Genomic DNA, 16316 nt, shown 5'->3' on the forward strand with positions numbered 1-16316 from the left:
AGCGACCTCGTGCGACGACTGGGCATGGTCGGCTACATCGCCAAAGGACTGGTCGTCGCCGGTGCAGGCGTATTAGTCATCGTCGCGGTCAGTCGTTCGGAGCCCAACACGGCCACAGGACTCGACGGGGCCCTCAAAACACTCGGGGCCCAACCCCACGGCGCAGCGCTGCTGATCGCGGCCGGCCTGGGAATAATCACCTACGGCCTGTACAGCTTCGCCATGGCCCGATACACCAAAATGTAAGCGCGTCTGGCGGACTCGGGCGGTCCGCCGGTGACAACGTCAAAAATGCTGGGACATATAGGAGATCGGTCCGTCGGTTCCGGCAGCTACTCGTATGAACCGCCGGAACCTCGGTGTTCTGCGCGGCCGGCCGAGCACAACACCGTAGCCCAGGTATACCCAGGAGGCGCTGGGCCAACCGGGCCACTGCCGCCCGTGGTCATTGCCCGGCTATCCACAGAACGCGCAATAGAAAGCCGCGGTGCGCGACGGCCTACGCGCCGCGCCACGTCAAGGTCATGCCGACGCCCTCAAGCCAGCGGTTGAGGTCATAGTCGTGTCGCGCCAGACCGTCGATCGCGGCGACCGCGGTTTGTACCGCCTGTTCGCCCGCTTCGGGGGTCAGCAGACCATGCCGGACGGCGGTCAACAGCTCGTCCACATCGGACAGCTCAACCCCGATCCCGGTGCGTACCACCAAGTCCAGGTAGTGGTCCTCGGAGTGCCAGACGGTTGTGCCCGGCGTGTATTCGCCCACGTCCAGGTAGTAGTCCTGGTCGAGCTCATGGCCAGGGTTGAAGTGGAACACCGTCGCGCGTAAACCCAATGACGGCAACAGCCAGGACTCCATGTAATGAAATTGGGCCCGGCCCGGCGTCGGTCGCGCCATGTACAGGCCCCACGGCTCGACGGTGTAGACGTCGACGGCCCGCACGATGCCTTTCGGATCGGTATTGGTGCGGGCGCTCAGATCGAACGTTTCGTGTTTGGGAGCGTGGATGGTTAGAGGATAGGGCCGTTCACCCGCGCGGGCGACGGCGAAGGTCGATCGTCATCGGGCCCTTGCCCTCGGGGCGGGTGACGATCCGCAGCACAACTCCTGCGATCACGGACACCCAGAACCCGGTCCACAGCAGGGTCGCGGCGTCCCACCAGCTGCACTGCTCCGATGGGCCGTGCTTCGAGTAGGCGCAGGAGACGCCCATGGCCTCGGCGACGGCGTGCGGGCCTGGTTGGAACAGAAGCACCAGGCAGACGGCACCGAGAATCAGCAGCACCAGGCCGAGCAGGCGCAGCGCGATCCGTACGGGTTGGGGCACCGCGTCACGCTAGCGCGGCGGTGTGCTCAACGGGAATGAGTTTGTCGGTGTGCGCGCTTAACCTGGTGAATATGGCTTTCGCTACCGAACATCCCGTGCTGGCGCACTCGGAGTACCGCCCTGTCGACGCTATGGTGCGCACCGGCAACCGGTTCGAGGTGGTCAGCCCGTACTCGCCTGCCGGGGACCAGCCCGCCGCCATCGACGCGCTGGAGCGCCGGATCAAGGCGGGGGAGCGCGACGTGGTGCTGCTGGGCGCCACCGGCACCGGCAAGTCGGCCACCACCGCATGGCTGATCGAGCGATTGCAGCGGCCGACCCTGGTGATGGAGCCGAATAAGACGCTGGCGGCCCAGATCGCCAACGAACTGCGGGAGATGTTGCCGCACAACAGTGTTGAGTACTTCGTCTCGTACTACGACTATTACCAGCCCGAGGCGTACATCGCGCAGACGGACACCTACATCGAGAAGGACAGCTCGATCAACGACGACGTCGAGCGGCTTCGGCACTCGGCGACGTCGAGTCTGCTGTCCCGGCGTGACGTGGTTGTGGTGGCGTCGGTGTCCTGCATCTACGGCCTCGGCACACCGCAGTCCTACCTGGACCGGTCGGTCGAGCTGAAGGTCGGCGAGGAGGTGCCGCGCGACGCGTTGCTGCGGCTGCTGGTCGACGTCCAGTACAACCGCAATGACCTGGCGTTTACCCGGGGCTCGTTCCGGGTGCGGGGCGACACCGTGGAGATCATCCCGTCGTACGAAGAGCTGGCGGTGCGCATCGAGTTCTTCGGCGACGAGATCGAGGAGCTGTACTACCTGCACCCTCTGACCGGCGACATCGTCCGCAAGGTGGATTCCCTGCGAATCTTCCCGGCCACGCACTACGTGGCAGGTCCGGATCGGATGGCGCACGCGATCTCCACCATCGAGGCCGAACTCGAAGGGCGGCTTGCCGAGCTTGAGGGCCAGGGCAAGCTGCTGGAGGCTCAGCGGCTGCGGATGCGGACCAACTACGACGTCGAGATGATGCGCCAGGTCGGCTTCTGTTCGGGCATCGAGAACTATTCGCGCCATATCGACGGCCGCCCGGCGGGCTCGGCGCCGGCCACACTGATCGACTACTTCCCGGATGACTTCCTGCTCGTCATCGACGAGTCGCATGTGACGGTGCCGCAGATCGGTGGCATGTACGAGGGCGACATGTCCCGCAAGCGCAATCTGGTGGACTTCGGGTTCCGGCTGCCGTCGGCCGTCGACAACAGGCCGCTGACCTGGGAGGAGTTCGCCAACCGGATCGGGCAGACGGTATATCTGTCGGCAACGCCCGGCCCGTACGAAATGAGCCAGACCGGCGGCGAGTTCGTCGAGCAGGTCATTCGCCCGACCGGCCTGGTCGATCCACAGGTGGTGGTCAAGCCGACGAAGGGGCAGATCGACGATCTGATCGGGGAGATCCGCAAGCGTGCCGACCGTGACGAGCGCGTGCTGGTCACCACGCTGACCAAGAAGATGGCGGAGGACCTCACCGATTACCTGCTCGAGATGGGTATCCGGGTGCGCTACCTGCACTCGGAGGTCGACACACTGCGGCGCGTCGAGCTGCTGCGGCAGCTGCGCCTCGGCGACTACGACGTGCTGGTGGGCATCAACCTTCTGAGGGAGGGCCTCGACCTTCCGGAGGTGTCGCTGGTGGCGATCCTCGACGCCGACAAGGAAGGCTTCCTGCGGTCACCACGCAGCCTGATCCAGACCATTGGCCGCGCGGCGCGCAACGTCTCCGGCGAGGTGCACATGTATGCCGACAAGATCACCGATTCGATGAAGGAGGCGATCGACGAGACCGAGCGGCGCCGTGCCAAGCAGATCGCTTACAACACGGAGCACGGCATCGATCCGCAGCCGCTGCGTAAGAAGATTGCCGACATCCTCGATCAGGTATATAGGGAGGCCAGTGACGATGAAGCCGTGGAGGTCGGTGGTTCGGGTCGTAACGCGTCTCGAGGCCGTCGCGCACAGGGTGAACCGGGCCGCGCGGTCAGCGCAGGCATCGTGGAAGGCCGCGACACCACCAACATGCCGCGGGCTGAACTCGCCGACCTGATCAAGGAACTCACCGACCAAATGATGGCTGCCGCACGGGATTTGCAGTTCGAGTTGGCCGCCCGCATTCGCGACGAGATCCACGACCTGAAGAAGGAACTGCGCGGCATGGACGCCGCAGGTCTGAAGTGAGGTTTCGGAGCATGCGCGCGGTCGATCTGGCGTGAAGCACCATCGGCATGGCAACGCGGCCCCACGATGCGCTGCTCGAAATCTACCGGCGCTTCGGCCCGGTATCCACCTTGGGCTTTGGGCCATTTCGCTACGTGTATCTGCTTGGCCAAACGGGTCAACTTCGTGGTCGTGGATACGTTGTCGCAGTTCATCGACGGCAATGAGAACGATCCCGGCATGTGTTGGGAGTTCTACGAACAAAAGGCCCGTCCCACACCACCGAGATGACAGCATGGGACGGGCCCGTCGACTAAGTTGCGGCCCAACCAACTCCCGAGAAACCTGATTGATCAATGTCTACGGGCGGGACGCATACCAGGGTCCAGTGATGATTGTTCGGGCAATAGAACGAGTCGATGTTGGCCCACATGTTGAGCGTGCGGTTCACCCACATACACATCCAGATGAATCCCCACAACGCGCCGCATTCAGGGCACACCCGGTCGTCGTCCTGCCCGTCGCTGAACCGCTCATGGCCGCCGTCGTTAAACAGCGACCAGTTCGGGTCTTTCTTGAACATGTCGCACAGAGCATCGGCAATCGCTGGAACCGCCCACGTCTGCCCTCCGTCTGAGATGAGTTCAGTCATGCTTCCTCCAGATACGAAGAAGGCCCCCGGCCAGAGGTAGCCGAGGGCACAAAATAGGCCACGAGGTCATACACCTCACAGCCGAAGCGAGCATATCAACCCATGTCAAACGCGGCCCGTCGACTGGAAGCGGCAGGATTCGTCATCGTCAACCCGGATGACACCTGCGCGGCGGTAGACGCTTGGTAGTCAGGGTGTAAAGCCGTACGTGCGCATTCGCAAGTGTTCGCATGCCGGCGCGCAGCATGCTCATCTTCAGTCCATATGTCACCCACCGGTTGCCCGAGCTGTGGCCAGAACCGCTGAGGTTCAACCCCACCCGGTGGGATCCGGCAGGGCCCGAGTATCGCAAGCCTGGACCGCACGAGTTCTTGCCATTCGGCGGCGGACCGCACCGCTGCCTCGGTGACGCATTCGCCACCACCGAGATGACGGTGCTGCTGGAGGAGCAGCAGCTCGCACGCACCGCGTTGCAGGTCGAGGCAGTCGATACGAGGCCCGTCGGACTGGCTGCGATGCGTCCCCGCCGAGGTCCGTACGCGCGGATCCTCTCGGTCGACGAGAACGTCGCTTGATCTCAACCATGGTTGAGGCTCTAGCGTGGCTGACGTGACCGATACCGCGGCGATCACCACGGGCAGCTGGCGTGAGCTGTTGGGCCCGAAGACCCTTGGGGCCTGCATCGTGCTCGCCGGAGGGGTTGCGCTTTACGCGACGAACGAGTTCCTCACCATCAGCCTGATGCCCAGTGCCGTCGCCGACATCGGCGGCCAGCGGTTCTATGCGTGGGTTACCACGGTGTACCTGGTCGCATCTGTGGTGGCGGCGACCACCGTCCACTCGGCAGTGATGCGGTTGGGGCCGCGGTGGTCATACCTGTTGGGCCTCAGCGTGTTCGGCGCAGGTAGCGTGGTCTGCGCGGCCGCACCGACGATGGAGATCCTGTTGGTTGGCCGCACGGTCCAGGGGGCCGCCGGTGGCCTGCTTGCCGGCCTGGGGTACGCGGTGATCAACACCGCGTTGCCGAGGTCATTGTGGACGAAGGCGTCGGCGTTGGTCTCGGCGATGTGGGGAGTTGGCACCCTCGTCGGCCCGGCGGCCGGCGGCTTGTTCGCCCAATTCGGTTCGTGGCGTTGGGCATTCGGTGTGCTTGTCATTCTGACCGTCGCGATGGCCGTCCTGGTCCCGATCGCGCTGCCCGGGCGGCGCGTAACCAGCGGTGTTGACGACGCGCGTACGCCGATACCGGTGTGGTCGCTGTTGCTGCTCGGCGCGGCGGCGCTGGCCGTCAGCGTGGCTGGGGTGCCGCACGATGCACGCGCGACCGCTGGGCTGCTGGTCCTTGGGGCCGCGCTGGTTGGCGTGTTCTTGTACGTGGATCGCCGCCTTCCGGCAGCGGTGCTGCCGCCCAGCGCATTTGGCTCAGGACCGTTGAAATGGATCTACCTGACACTCGGCGTATTGATGGCCGCGACGATGGTGGACATGTACGTGCCGCTGTTCGGCCAGCGGCTGGCACACCTGACACCGGTGGCGGCGGGCTTCCTCGGCGCGGGTCTTGCCATCGGCTGGACCGTCGGTGAGATCAGCAGCGCGTCGCTGCGCAGCAACCGGCTGATTGCGCGGACCGTCGCTTTCGCGCCGTTGGTGATGGCTGTCGGACTGGCGTTGGGCGCGGTGACCCAGTACGACGACGCGTCCTTCGGGTTGGTCGCGGTGTGGGCGCTGGCGCTGTTGATCACCGGCACCGGAGTGGGAATCGCCTGGCCGCACTTGTCCGCGTGGGCGATGAGCTGCGTCGACGACCCCGCCGAAGGCCCGGCGGCGGCCGCCGCCATCAACACCGTTCAGCTGATCTGTGGCGCGTTCGGGGCCGGCCTGGCCGGTGTCGTGGTCAACATGACCGACACCGGCGACGCGACGCCGGCGCGCTGGGCGTTCGCCGCTTTTGCGGTGCTGGCGGCTGTCGGTTGCGTCGCCTCGTTCAGAGCACGGGCAGCAGCCGCCGCAGAATCGTAGCCGAGGTCGCGGCCGCCTGATCGACGAAAGTCGGGAAGTCGAAGCGCGAGCTCCCACCGGCGAGGTCGGACAGCGCGCGGATGACCAGCCAGGGGATGCCGAATGCTTCGCAGACCTGCGCGACGGCGCCGCCTTCCATCTCGACGGCTCGGCCGCCGAATTCGCGATGGAGCCGGTCGCGGGTGACCTCGCAGTGCAGGTACTGGTCGCCGGATAGCACGGTGCCGTACACGAGTTGGCCGGGCAGCTCGACCGATTCCAGACGGTCGTTCACAAGGTTCATCAGTGCGGGGTCGACCTGGTAGCCCCAGCTGTTCGGTGGGTCTGATGAACGGCACGTACCCCGGCTGATAGGTCTGCAGGCGCTCATTCTGGAGGACGCCCGCGTCGTGGTGGATGATCCGATCGGCAACCACGACGTCGCCGATGGCTAGAGCGGGATCGAGTCCACCTGCCACACCCGAGAAAATAATTGCGCGGCAATGGAATCGGTCAGCAAGCAGCGTGGTGACCAATGCGGCGTTCACCTTGCCCATCCCCGAACCGGCCAAGACGACGGGATGGCCGTCGATCGTGCCGGTGTCGAATAGGGTGTGCGCCACATCCTCGCTGCCGGTGTGGGCGAGGACCTTGCGTAGGTGTGCGAGCTCCTGCGGGATGGCGCAGATCAGTCCGATGGTCACACCGAAGTGTGCCGCGACCCGTGGACTTGAAGCAACGTGGCGCGGTCTAAGGTCGGGCCGTGGACGCCTTCGCCGCTGGACGGCTTCTTCGGACCATCGACATTCTCCACTCGATCTCGTATTTCATTCCGGACGCTGCGGAACGATTCGGCGCCCTGGGCATGCGGGGCCGGATGCCGTACTTCGCGGCGCGCTCGGCCCCGATGGGTGCTGTCAGCGCGGAAGTCGTTGCGGCGACGTTCTATAACTTCAACCCCGACCTGGTGGCGAAATCCATTCCCGCTGCCTGGGAGCTGGCATCACCGGAAACGGTGACGTCGGTTCGCTACGAGGTCATCGAGGCGGGGGTGCCGCGGGTGCTCGGTGACTTGGCGCACTCCGACGAGTTGGCACGCGCCGCGGCGATCCTGCGCCGCACCGCTGAAGCGATCCCCAACGGCGATGGCCGGGCACTTTATTCGGCACACGCGGCGCTACCATGGCCCGAATCGGCCCACGGACAGCTGTGGCATGCGGTGACGCTGCTGCGCGAGTACCGGGGCGACGGGCACATCGCGGCGCTGATCGCCAACGGGCTGAGCGGACTAGAGGCGCTGATCACGCATACCGCCGCAGGTATCGGGTTCTCGGTGGAGTTCGCACGCGGGCTGCGCGGCTGGAGTGAGGAGCAATGGGCAAGCTGTGCGAAGGAGCTACGCGAGCGCGGGCTGCTCGACGATGCCGACGCACTCACTCCTGCTGCGATCGAATTGCGTTCCAGCATAGAGGATCTCACCGATGAGCTGGGCTTCGCCCCGTGGTCGACGATGTCTGACGACGACGACGCCGCGGCGGTCGCGTCGGTGGGTCAAGCGATACGAGAAGCCGTGAAGTCGGCGAAGCTGTTTCCCGGTGAGGCGTTCGGCCCGCGCTACGGCGAGCCCCGCTAGTCGGCGTCGGGGTCCTCATCGAGCTGACGCACGGACGTCACGCCGTCGATGCCCGCCAGCACCGTCGGCGCGGCGAGGGTGCCGCGGCCCACAAGTGTCAACATCACGCCCGAAGATCCCGGCCCGCCGAGGGGCTCACCCGGTGAGTCCGCCGTCAAATCCGTGAGCTGCCACTGGCGCCGCTCGCACGCTTGCAGGAGGTGGCGCATCACGCCTCGGCCCTCCTCGTACGTGACATGCAGGCGGGTCGACCCCGTCAGCCGCGCGGCCAACCGGCGCGCCAACGGCATGAAACCCACCATGATGAGGAAATGCATCGCCGTCACGGTGACGGCAAGCAACAGCAGGCCGGCGCCTGCGGCCATGCCGATGGCCGCCGATTCCCACACGGCCGCCGCGGTGGTCAAGCCGTGCACCGAGCCACGCCGGAAGATGATGATGCCCGCGCCGAGAAAGCCGATGCCCGAGACGATTTGGGCCGCGACGCGGGACGGGTCGACGACGACGAGGTTGTCCTGCAGCACATCGGAAAACCCGTACTTGCTGACCAGCAGGATCAGGGCAGCGGCCGTGCCGACGATGGTCTGGGTGCGCAGTCCGGCGCTCTTGCCTTGAAGCTCGCGCTCGAGCCCGATGAGCGCCGTCAGGCCGAAGGCCACAAACAGCTCGACGATCTGTCGCGTGCCCTGTCCTGGGCCGCCGAAGAACGGCGGATCCGCGGCCAGCCAGAGATCCATGCGCACAAATTATCCCGGCGACGGTCCTCCGATGACTTTCGCCGCGCCGCGAAGTCTATTTATCGAGGCGTAATTCGAGTTTTCTAGGAGTGATACATATGCCCACGACAGTTACCGCATATCCCGCCGCTGCCACCCGTGACGAATGGCTGGCAGCCCGCAAGAAACTGCTTTCGCGCGAACGTGAGGTCACCCACCTGCGGGACGCTGTTAACGCGGAGCGTCGCCGGCTGCCGATGGTGAAGGTAGAGAAGGACTACGTATTCGAGGGTCCCGACGGCGAACGTCGCTTTATCGACCTGTTCGAGGGACGTCCCCAGCTCTATGTCCACCACTTCATGTGGATTGACGCGATCGATGAAGGATGCCCGAGCTGCACGATGGCGGCCGATCTGACGTTCACGGAGAAGGATCGGGCGCTGTTGAACGCCAAGGGCGTGACGTTCGCGGCGATCTCGCGTGCCCCGTACGCCAGCATCGCGCGGTACAAGGCGAAACATCCGGAGTGGACGTTCCCGTGGTACTCATCGCGCGACAACGACTTCACCTACGACTACCACGTGACGCTGAACGCGGAGCGGGCGTCGATCGAGTACAACTACAAGTCACTCGATGAGCTGCACGCGGCCGGCTTTGGCGACGACGACTTGCAGGGCGACTGGCCGGGAGCCAGCGTGTTCCTGCGCCGCGGCGACGAGGTGTTCCACACGTACTCGGCGTTCGCCCGTGGCCTGGACCATTCGGCGCCAGGGTATCCGTTCCTCGATCTCACGCCGTACGGCAGGCAAGAGACGTGGGAGGACTCACCGGCGGGCTGGCCGCAAGGTGTTGAAGGCGTAGGCGTACCGATGCCTGAGGACAAGTAGCGATCATCGCGATCCAAACGCTGGGCCGGTGCCGGCCACCATGGCAAGGTCGTATCCCGTGCGGGTGTGGCTGAATGGCTAGGCACCGGCCTGCAAAGCCGTTTACGCGGGTTCGAATCCCGTCATCCGCTCCGATGCCAGCTTGGCCCGCCTAACATTTGGGCGTGGCCAAGCTGGAGTTGTCGCGTGAACTGTCGCTGAGTCCCGAGGACGCGTGGGCACATGCGTCCAACCTGTCCGAGTTGGGCGATTGGCTGCAGATGCATGAGGGTTGGCGAGGTGAGGTGCCGGCCGAGCTGACCGAAGGCGCGACACTCGTCGGCGTCGCCGCCGCCAAGGGGCTGCGCAACCGGGTCACGTGGACCGTGCGGAAACTCGACCCGCCCCGGCTGCTCGAAATGACGGGCAGTGGCGTAGGCGGCACCAAATACGCGCTCAAGATGACGGTCGCGCCGAAGCCGTCGGGTTGCGCATTCACCGTCAACATCGAGCTGGGCGGCAGGCCGTTGTTCGGCCCCATCGGCTCGGTGGCTGCCCGAGCGGTGAAGGGCGATATCGAGCGCTCCATTGAGCGGTTCGAGTCCCTTTACGCCTGACGCTCGGCCAGGTCTGGGGTGGCTTCGATGAGCTCCAGCTCGTGCCCCACATCGAGTGACCGAGTCAGCAGCACATAGACCACACCCGAGACCACCAGGCCGACGATGAACGCGATGTCGACCTCGCCCATGGCCGCTGCGACCGGTCCGACGAAGAACGGCAGCACCACGAACGGAATCTCCGCGACAATGCCGACCAGGAACGCGGTCAGCCCGCGCCACGACCACGCACCATAGATTCCGTTGGGCGTGAACAGGTCTGCGATCGCGTAGTGACCGCGGCGGACGAAGAAGTAGTCCGTGAGGTTTACCGCGGTCCACGGGACCAGCAGGTACAGCATGATCAACAGCGTTGTGTTCAACGCCGTCGTCGCGTTGGACAGCAGCAGGCTCATCACAAACCACGCCACGGCGAGCCCGGCGATCGTCACCACCCGCAGCCGACGGGTCGGCTTGACGGGTTTGAACGAATCCAATGCCGTTACGACGGTGAGCATTCCGCTATAGGCGTTCAGCCCCATCGTCGCCACCAACACGAGCGTCGCTACGACCGCCAACACTGCGCCCAGGTACGGGACAGCGGCATTCCCTGTCTCGTTGATGCCGGCCAGCGCGTCGCTGGCCCCCAGATAGGTGGCCATCCAAGCGCCGAGGGGGATCAGCCAGGCCGGCGAGCCTGCCGCACCGATGAACACCGACGCGATGATCGACGCCGGCTTGGTGTCGCGGGGCAGGTAACGGCTGTAGTCCGACACATACGGCGCGTACGTGATGTTGTAGGACGCCGCCACGCCGAACTGAGCCAGGAAAGCCACCCACGTGAAGCCACCGGGCACGGCGGGTCCTCCGGTGACCCCGCCGAACAGCACGCTGGCGGTCAGAATTATCCAGAGCGGCAACGAGATCCAGAACAGAATGCGAAACGACTTGTGCAGCAGGTCATGTCCGTAAATCGCCACCAACGCGGCGATCACCGTGATCGTCACGGCCACCACAGCCGGATTCCAGCCGAAGATGGACTGCAGCCCCGATTTGATGATGACGACATCGACGACGTTGAAGCCGACGAAGGTGAACAAGGTGCCGATCAACGGCAGCAGGACGCCCCGGAAACCGAACTGGGCGCGCGACTGGATCATCTGCGGCAGACCGAGCACCGGACCCTGGGTGGCGTGGAACGCCATGAACAGCGTTCCGAAGGCGATGCCGGCGATCCCCGCGACGATGCTCCACCACAGTGACAACCCGAGGCTTGGCCCGACGAATCCGAGGGCAAGGGTGAACGGCTGGAAGTTGCCGACGAACCAGAAGGGGCCCTGGTGGCCGACCTTGCCGTGCCGTTCGCTGTCGGGAACGTAGTCGATGGACCGGCTTTCGATCCGGGAGACTGCAGGTGTTTCCACGGGTCACACCATGCGCCGCCAGCCGCAGCGGCACCATGGCGAATTTGTCCTCACGGGCTGATCAGATTGGACAAAGTGTCCAAGGCGCCCACATCGCAGGGTTCCCGTAGCCTTTCGATGCATGACCAGGATCGCGTGCGCGCAGTTCGCCCCCACGATCGGTGATCTGGCGGCCAACGCCGAGCTTATCGACGCGCAGATTCGCACAGCGGTCGGCGCTGGCGCCGCCGTCATCGTGCTGCCCGAACTGGCAACGTCCGGCTACATGTTCGACGACGCCGACGAAGCCCGGTCGGTGGCGCTGCGCGCCGACAGCGATTCGTTCGCGAATTGGGCTGCGGTAGCCGGTGATTCGGTCGTCATCGGCGGGTTCTGCGAATTCGGCGATGACGGCAATCTGTACAACAGTGCGGTGATGGTGGACGCGGACGGGGTCGTCGCGCTTTACCGCAAGACCCACCTGTGGGATCGGGAGAAGCTGATCTTCACCCCGGGCAACACCTTGCCCCCGGTCGTCAAGACCAAACACGGCGATATCGCGGTGATGGTTTGCTACGACGTCGAATTCGGCGAACTCACCCGGCGGGTGGCGCTGGACGGGGCGGAACTGATCGCCGTTCCGGTGAATTGGCCACTGTTCGCGCGGCCGGCCGGTGAGCGGCCCGGCGAGGTCATCACCGCGATGTCGACCGCCCGCACTAACAAGATCGCCGTCGCCTGCTGCGATCGGGCAGGCGTGGAACGCGGCCAGCAGTGGACCGAGGGCACCGCGATCGTCGACCCCGACGGATGGGTCGCCGCTGCCGCAGGCCCGGGTAGTGCGATGGCCATCGCCGATATCGACCTGACGCTCACCCACGACAAGACGCTGACCGAGCACGTCAACCTGCTCACCGACCGCCGCGTCGACCTTTACTAACCGCGCAGGGACTCGAAGATCTCCCGGTAGTGCAGGTGTGCCATGAAGTGGCCGCCGTCACGAATATTCAAGGTAGCGCCCGGAATTCGGTGTGCGAGACGCTGGGGCCAGCCGGGGTCGACGAGCTCGTCCTTGCTGCCTGCCCACACGTCGACGGGCACCGCGAGATCTTCGGGAGCGAATCCCCACGGCCGCATCCAGGCCCGGTACTCCTCGACGGCGCCGGACAGTTGGCGCGCCGCCTCCCGCGACATCTTGGCGAAGGTGTCGAACCCGTCGTCGCGGATCACCGCGCCGTCGGCCGGGCCGAGTTCGCGTGCGGCGAGGCGCCCGTACGGTGTCGGCGCGATGCGGGCGGCCAAGCGCATCATCCGAAACCACTGTTGCGCCAGCCACGGTGCCCGCTGAGACATCCGGGTGAGGAAGCGGTCCATCGCCGGCAGCTCGGCGAACACACCGGGCTCGGTGAGCGGCAGCGCGCCCGCGATGATCGCCACCCGGGTCACCCGGTGCGGCAGTGCGTGACCGACGGCCGCCGCATACTGCCCGCCCATCGACCAGCCCATCACCGCGAAGCGGTCGACGTCGAGGTGGTCGAGCAGCTCGGCGACGTCGTGCGCCCAGTCCAGCACGGTGCGGCCCGGCTGCGGATCGGATAGCCCGACTCCTGCTCGATCGGGGGAGATGAGCCGGATGCCGCACTCGGTGGCGACCGCATCCGCGGAGGCGACGTCGAGACGGCAGGCGAGACCACCATGGGCATTGACCACCGGGAAGCCGTCCGGCGTCCCATATTGCGCATAACCCATCGACCGTCCGTCCCGCAGCCGGACGACGCGATCGACAGTGAGCTGCATCTAGTCGATCATGTCTTACCCGGCCGCAGGCCGGCGGCGAACCGCAGATCCGACACCAACGCGTCAAACGCCTTTTCCCGGTCCGAGGGCGGTCCGCGCAGCACCGCCGACGGGTGGGCGGAAACCACGACCTCCGGATCGATATCGAGATTTGTCGTCTCCTCGGCCATCGGCAGGTGCAGCGCCTCGCCGCGGTGCGCGGTGAGCCGAAAATCGTTTCCCATCAACGCTTTGGCTGCCGTCGCCCCGAGCAGCACAACCACGTCTGGCTGCACAGTCATGATTTCGGCGAAGAGCCACGGCCTGCAGGCCACCACCTCGGTACGGCTGGGTGTCTTGTGTATTCGCCGTTTGCCCCGTTCGGGAAGGGTGAACTTGAAGTGCTTGACGGCGTTGGTGACGTAGAGCCGGTCGCGGTCGACGTCGGCGGCCGCCAGCGCCTTGTCGAGCAGCTTTCCCGCCGGCCCGACGAACGGTGCGCCCGCCTTGTCCTCTTGGTCACCAGGTTGTTCCCCGACGAGCATGATGTCGGCGTCCGGCGACCCTTCACCGAAGACGGTCTGCGTCGCGTTCAGGTACAGGTCGCAGCCCTTGCAGCTGTGGGCCGCGGTCGACAGCTCGTCCAGGTCGTGCGTGTCAGGGACGAAATCCGCGGCGCTTTGTGCAGCCATGGATAGCGGTTACCCCGGATGGGGGCCGGCCATTCGCACATGTCCGTTGCCGTCTTCGTTGCAGCAGTGTGCGATTCCGCTTCGAGGTCTTCACTGAGCACGGTGCCGGTCCTCTCGTCCATGCTGCAACAAAAGTACGTACCTCACCGCGATAGTCATTGCCGGCGTTGCACTTTGGGTGACATCGCCCCGTGCGGGCCGGCCAGATCGTTCGCGCAGCCCCCGAGTTGCTCGCGGCAGTCCTCTTCGCTGAAGTTCGCGGGCGCCAATGTGAAGTAGGTGCGCGCCTGCGGTAAGTTGTCGTGCTCGAAAATTAGCGCTGCCGAAGATTGCGATGGTCCGAGCGGCCACGTGCCGCCGGGCGCCGCATCGAAATTGAGTACGGATTGCACTATTCCGTTCGATCCACAGTCGGATCGGCGACGCGCCGCGGACCTGGAAAGAAATCCTCCAGCACTACAACGGTCAGCCGTATCCGACCGTATATCGCGCATTCAGCAACTTGCGGCCCCGCCTCGGCCGCTGTGACGACGCCCCGTGGTACCGATACACGTTCTCGGACAGCGACTTTGCCGTCGATGCACCGCAGCCTCCGATGTCGAATTTCGACCAACGGCATGGCGTGTAGGCGAGGTCACGTACAGCGGCCCAGGGTGACGTTGCTAGCGTAAATAGGGCGTAATCCTGGGCAAATGGCATTCGGGTGTGGTGATTCGCACCCTGTTCTGGCTGGCAACGGGTTACTGTCTCGGGTGGCGTTGCAACCAACACTGGAGGGTATGGATGAGCGCGTATCAGACCGTTCTGGTCGGCACGGACGGATCGGATTCATCGCTGCGCGCGGTGGAGAAGGCGGGCAACATCGCCGGAGCAGACGCCAAATTGATCGTCGCAACGGCGTACTTTCCCCAGTCCGAAGACCAACGCGCGGCCGACGTCCTCAAAGACGAGGGTTACAAGATGTCTGGCAACGCTCCGATCTACGCGATCCTGCGCGAGGCACGTGACCGCGCAAAGGCCGCAGGCGCGGCCAACATCGAGGAGAAGGCGATCGTCGGTGCGCCGGTTGACGCATTGGTCGAGCTCGCCGAGGAGATCGGTGCGGATCTCCTCGTGGTCGGCAACGTCGGCTTGAGCACCATCGCGGGCCGGCTGCTCGGCTCGGTGCCCGCCAACGTCGCACGCCGGTCTAAGACCGACGTGCTGATCGTGCACACCACGCCCTAACCGCCGCTACGGCGCCGGCACCGACGACAACCGAGAACGCCAGCCCCAGCACCCAGTCTCCGAGTCGTTGGTAGACGGTGGTCTGCGACGCAAGCGGAACGTCGACCACCAGCACACCGCGGTCGCTCGCCGGAAACCAGCCGACTTTGTGACCCTGCGCGTCGAATGCCGAGCTGACACCTGACAACCCCGCATGCACCGCTGGATGTCCCACCTCGACCGCGTGCACGGCGACCATGCTGGCCAGCTGCGGCTGCGCCCAGCTGCCCTGAAAGCTCGACGTGGAGCTCTGATACGCCAACAGCTGCGCGCCCAGCTGCACTTCCCGGCGGGCCAGGTCCGAGAACGTCGTCTCGAAACTGATCAACGGGCCGATCGCGAGCGAGCCCGAGTTCAACACGACCAACCCATCGCCGCGGCGCCGGTCCTCGGCCGCGGCCTTGGTGTGCCGGGTGGCCCAGCCGAACAGCGGCCGCAGCGGCACGTATTCACCGAACGGCACCAACCGGGTCTTCGCGTACGCGCCGCGTGACCCGTCGGGTCCGATCAGCACCGACGACTTGTAGATGCCGCCGCCCGGCGACCGCGCATCGACGTTGACGAGCACGTCTGCGCCGGCCCGCCGCGACAGGTCGACCAGGCGCGCCAACGCCTCACGATGGCTGCTGAGATCGACCCCGACGCTGCTTTCCCCCCACACGATCAGGTCGACGCTGCGACCGGCGAGAGTCTCGGTGATCGCCTCGCCCGCGGTCTGCCGTGCAGTCGCGTCCTCGATGTCTCCTGGCTGGACGAGTGCGATCTTCACCGTCGAGGCCGGTGTGGGTGACGGTCCGAACCAGAACCACGCAGGCCCGACCGCCGCGACCCCGACGGCAACCGCGATCGCGACCACCCGAGCGGACCGCAGCGCGATGGCGCCGACGATCGCGGTGTTGACGGCGACGATGAGGAAGCTGGTCAGCCATACGCCACCGATCGACGCCGAGGCCAGCGTCGCGGGCTGATTCCACTGCGAGGCACCCAGCAGCGCCCACGGCCCGCCGAGCCGCTCCCATGACCGCGCGGCTTCGGCGGCCACCCATGCGCTGGGCAGGATCAGGACAGCGGCCAGCATGCGGCCGGTGGTCAGCTGACCCGACAGCAGCCGGTGCGCCGCCCAACCCCACGGCAGCCACAGCGCACCGAGCCCGATCGCCATCACCGGCAGCAGCGGGCCTGC

At 65.6% G+C, this 16316-nt stretch carries 17 protein-coding genes, 1 tRNA gene and 2 pseudogenes; 11 read left to right on the top strand and 9 right to left on the bottom strand.

Features of this window, described 5'->3' with window-relative positions; genetic code table 11:
* On the top strand, window positions 1–246 hold a 246-nt coding region (locus VFH65_RS08585; RefSeq protein WP_353320724.1), incomplete at its 5' end, for a DUF1206 domain-containing protein.
* A gap of 253 nt (window positions 247–499) precedes the next feature.
* On the opposite strand, the gene VFH65_RS08590 is transcribed toward VFH65_RS08585, so the two are convergent.
* Both VFH65_RS08590 and VFH65_RS08595 read right to left on the bottom strand, forming a co-directional pair.
* Complete coding sequence (locus VFH65_RS08590) at window positions 500–940, bottom strand: DUF402 domain-containing protein (protein ID WP_353320725.1); 441 nt, start codon at window positions 938–940, stop codon at window positions 500–502.
* Window positions 941–1025: 85 nt separating this feature from the next.
* On the bottom strand, window positions 1026–1325 hold the full coding sequence (locus VFH65_RS08595) for a hypothetical protein (protein WP_353320726.1): 300 nt from the start codon (window positions 1323–1325) through the stop codon (window positions 1026–1028).
* A gap of 71 nt (window positions 1326–1396) precedes the next feature.
* Here VFH65_RS08595 and uvrB point away from each other — a divergent pair, with 71 nt between their 5' ends.
* Together uvrB and VFH65_RS08605 are read left to right on the top strand one after the other, a co-directional pair.
* Window positions 1397–3556 (top strand): excinuclease ABC subunit UvrB, encoded by a 2160-nt coding sequence (gene uvrB, locus VFH65_RS08600; protein ID WP_353320727.1) that lies wholly within the window; start codon window positions 1397–1399, stop codon window positions 3554–3556.
* 144 nt (window positions 3557–3700) lie between these two features.
* On the top strand, window positions 3701–3826 hold the full coding sequence (locus tag VFH65_RS08605; protein WP_353320728.1) for a hypothetical protein: 126 nt from the start codon (window positions 3701–3703) through the stop codon (window positions 3824–3826).
* A 22-nt stretch (window positions 3827–3848) separates the two neighbouring features.
* Here the strand turns inward: VFH65_RS08605 and VFH65_RS08610 are convergent, their stop codons facing one another.
* Window positions 3849–4187: a hypothetical protein gene (locus VFH65_RS08610; RefSeq protein WP_353320729.1), complete on the bottom strand. Its 339-nt coding sequence runs from the start codon at window positions 4185–4187 to the stop codon at window positions 3849–3851.
* A gap of 227 nt (window positions 4188–4414) precedes the next feature.
* On the opposite strand from VFH65_RS08610, the pseudogene VFH65_RS08615 reads away from it, so the two are divergent.
* Together VFH65_RS08615 and VFH65_RS08620 are read left to right on the top strand one after the other, a co-directional pair.
* Window positions 4415–4762, top strand: a pseudogene (locus tag VFH65_RS08615) (cytochrome P450); the annotation flags it as partial.
* A 34-nt stretch (window positions 4763–4796) separates the two neighbouring features.
* Entirely contained in the window at window positions 4797–6206 is a 1410-nt protein-coding gene (locus VFH65_RS08620) for an MFS transporter (protein ID WP_353320730.1), read from the top strand.
* On the opposite strand, the pseudogene VFH65_RS08625 reads toward VFH65_RS08620, so the two are convergent.
* Window positions 6172–6889, bottom strand: a pseudogene (locus VFH65_RS08625) (5'-methylthioadenosine/adenosylhomocysteine nucleosidase). The gene VFH65_RS08620 and the pseudogene VFH65_RS08625 sit on opposite strands and share 35 nt — an antisense overlap.
* A gap of 59 nt (window positions 6890–6948) precedes the next feature.
* Between VFH65_RS08625 and VFH65_RS08630 the strand changes: the two are divergent.
* Window positions 6949–7818, top strand: a complete 870-nt coding sequence (locus VFH65_RS08630; protein ID WP_353320731.1) for an SCO6745 family protein — start codon at window positions 6949–6951, stop codon at window positions 7816–7818.
* Here VFH65_RS08630 and VFH65_RS08635 read toward each other — a convergent pair.
* The gene (locus VFH65_RS08635; protein WP_353320732.1) at window positions 7815–8555 is read right to left on the bottom strand and encodes an MgtC/SapB family protein; all 741 of its coding nucleotides are present in this window, start codon (window positions 8553–8555) and stop codon (window positions 7815–7817) included. The two genes, VFH65_RS08630 and VFH65_RS08635, sit on opposite strands and share 4 nt — an antisense overlap.
* Window positions 8556–8653: 98 nt before the next feature.
* Between VFH65_RS08635 and VFH65_RS08640 the strand changes: the two genes are divergently transcribed.
* The 3 genes from VFH65_RS08640 (at window position 8654) to VFH65_RS08650 (ending at window position 10017) form a co-directional block, all read left to right on the top strand.
* On the top strand, window positions 8654–9421 hold the full coding sequence (locus tag VFH65_RS08640) for a DUF899 domain-containing protein (protein ID WP_353320733.1): 768 nt from the start codon (window positions 8654–8656) through the stop codon (window positions 9419–9421).
* 60 nt (window positions 9422–9481) lie between these two features.
* A tRNA-Cys gene (locus VFH65_RS08645) sits at window positions 9482–9552 on the top strand.
* A 33-nt stretch (window positions 9553–9585) separates the two neighbouring features.
* On the top strand, window positions 9586–10017 hold the full coding sequence (locus VFH65_RS08650; RefSeq protein WP_353320734.1) for a type II toxin-antitoxin system Rv0910 family toxin: 432 nt from the start codon (window positions 9586–9588) through the stop codon (window positions 10015–10017).
* Here the strand turns inward: VFH65_RS08650 and VFH65_RS08655 are convergent.
* Complete coding sequence (locus tag VFH65_RS08655; protein ID WP_353320735.1) at window positions 10008–11420, bottom strand: purine-cytosine permease family protein; 1413 nt, start codon at window positions 11418–11420, stop codon at window positions 10008–10010. The genes VFH65_RS08650 and VFH65_RS08655 overlap by 10 nt on opposite strands.
* Before the next feature lie 121 nt (window positions 11421–11541).
* Here VFH65_RS08655 and VFH65_RS08660 point away from each other — a divergent pair, with 121 nt between their 5' ends.
* The gene (locus VFH65_RS08660; RefSeq protein WP_353320736.1) at window positions 11542–12339 is read left to right on the top strand and encodes a nitrilase-related carbon-nitrogen hydrolase; all 798 of its coding nucleotides are present in this window, start codon (window positions 11542–11544) and stop codon (window positions 12337–12339) included.
* Here VFH65_RS08660 and VFH65_RS08665 read toward each other — a convergent pair.
* Both VFH65_RS08665 and VFH65_RS08670 read right to left on the bottom strand, forming a co-directional pair.
* Window positions 12336–13196 carry an alpha/beta fold hydrolase gene (locus VFH65_RS08665; protein ID WP_353320737.1) on the bottom strand — a complete coding sequence of 287 codons (861 nt, stop codon included), beginning with the start codon at window positions 13194–13196 and terminating at the stop codon, window positions 12336–12338. The two genes, VFH65_RS08660 and VFH65_RS08665, sit on opposite strands and share 4 nt — an antisense overlap.
* A gap of 8 nt (window positions 13197–13204) precedes the next feature.
* Window positions 13205–13867: a UdgX family uracil-DNA binding protein gene (locus tag VFH65_RS08670; RefSeq protein WP_353320738.1), complete on the bottom strand. Its 663-nt coding sequence runs from the start codon at window positions 13865–13867 to the stop codon at window positions 13205–13207.
* A 783-nt stretch (window positions 13868–14650) separates the two neighbouring features.
* On the opposite strand from VFH65_RS08670, the gene VFH65_RS08675 reads away from it, so the two are divergent.
* Entirely contained in the window at window positions 14651–15094 is a 444-nt protein-coding gene (locus tag VFH65_RS08675; protein ID WP_353320739.1) for a universal stress protein, read from the top strand.
* On the opposite strand, the gene lnt is transcribed toward VFH65_RS08675, so the two are convergent.
* Window positions 15057–16316, bottom strand: a 1260-nt coding sequence (lnt, locus tag VFH65_RS08680; RefSeq protein ID WP_353320740.1) for an apolipoprotein N-acyltransferase, incomplete at its 5' end; no start/stop codon positions are given. The two genes, VFH65_RS08675 and lnt, sit on opposite strands and share 38 nt — an antisense overlap.

The sequence above is a fragment of the Mycobacterium sp. genome (genome assembly GCF_035697385.1).
In the GTDB taxonomy this organism is placed as follows: domain Bacteria; phylum Actinomycetota; class Actinomycetes; order Mycobacteriales; family Mycobacteriaceae; genus Mycobacterium.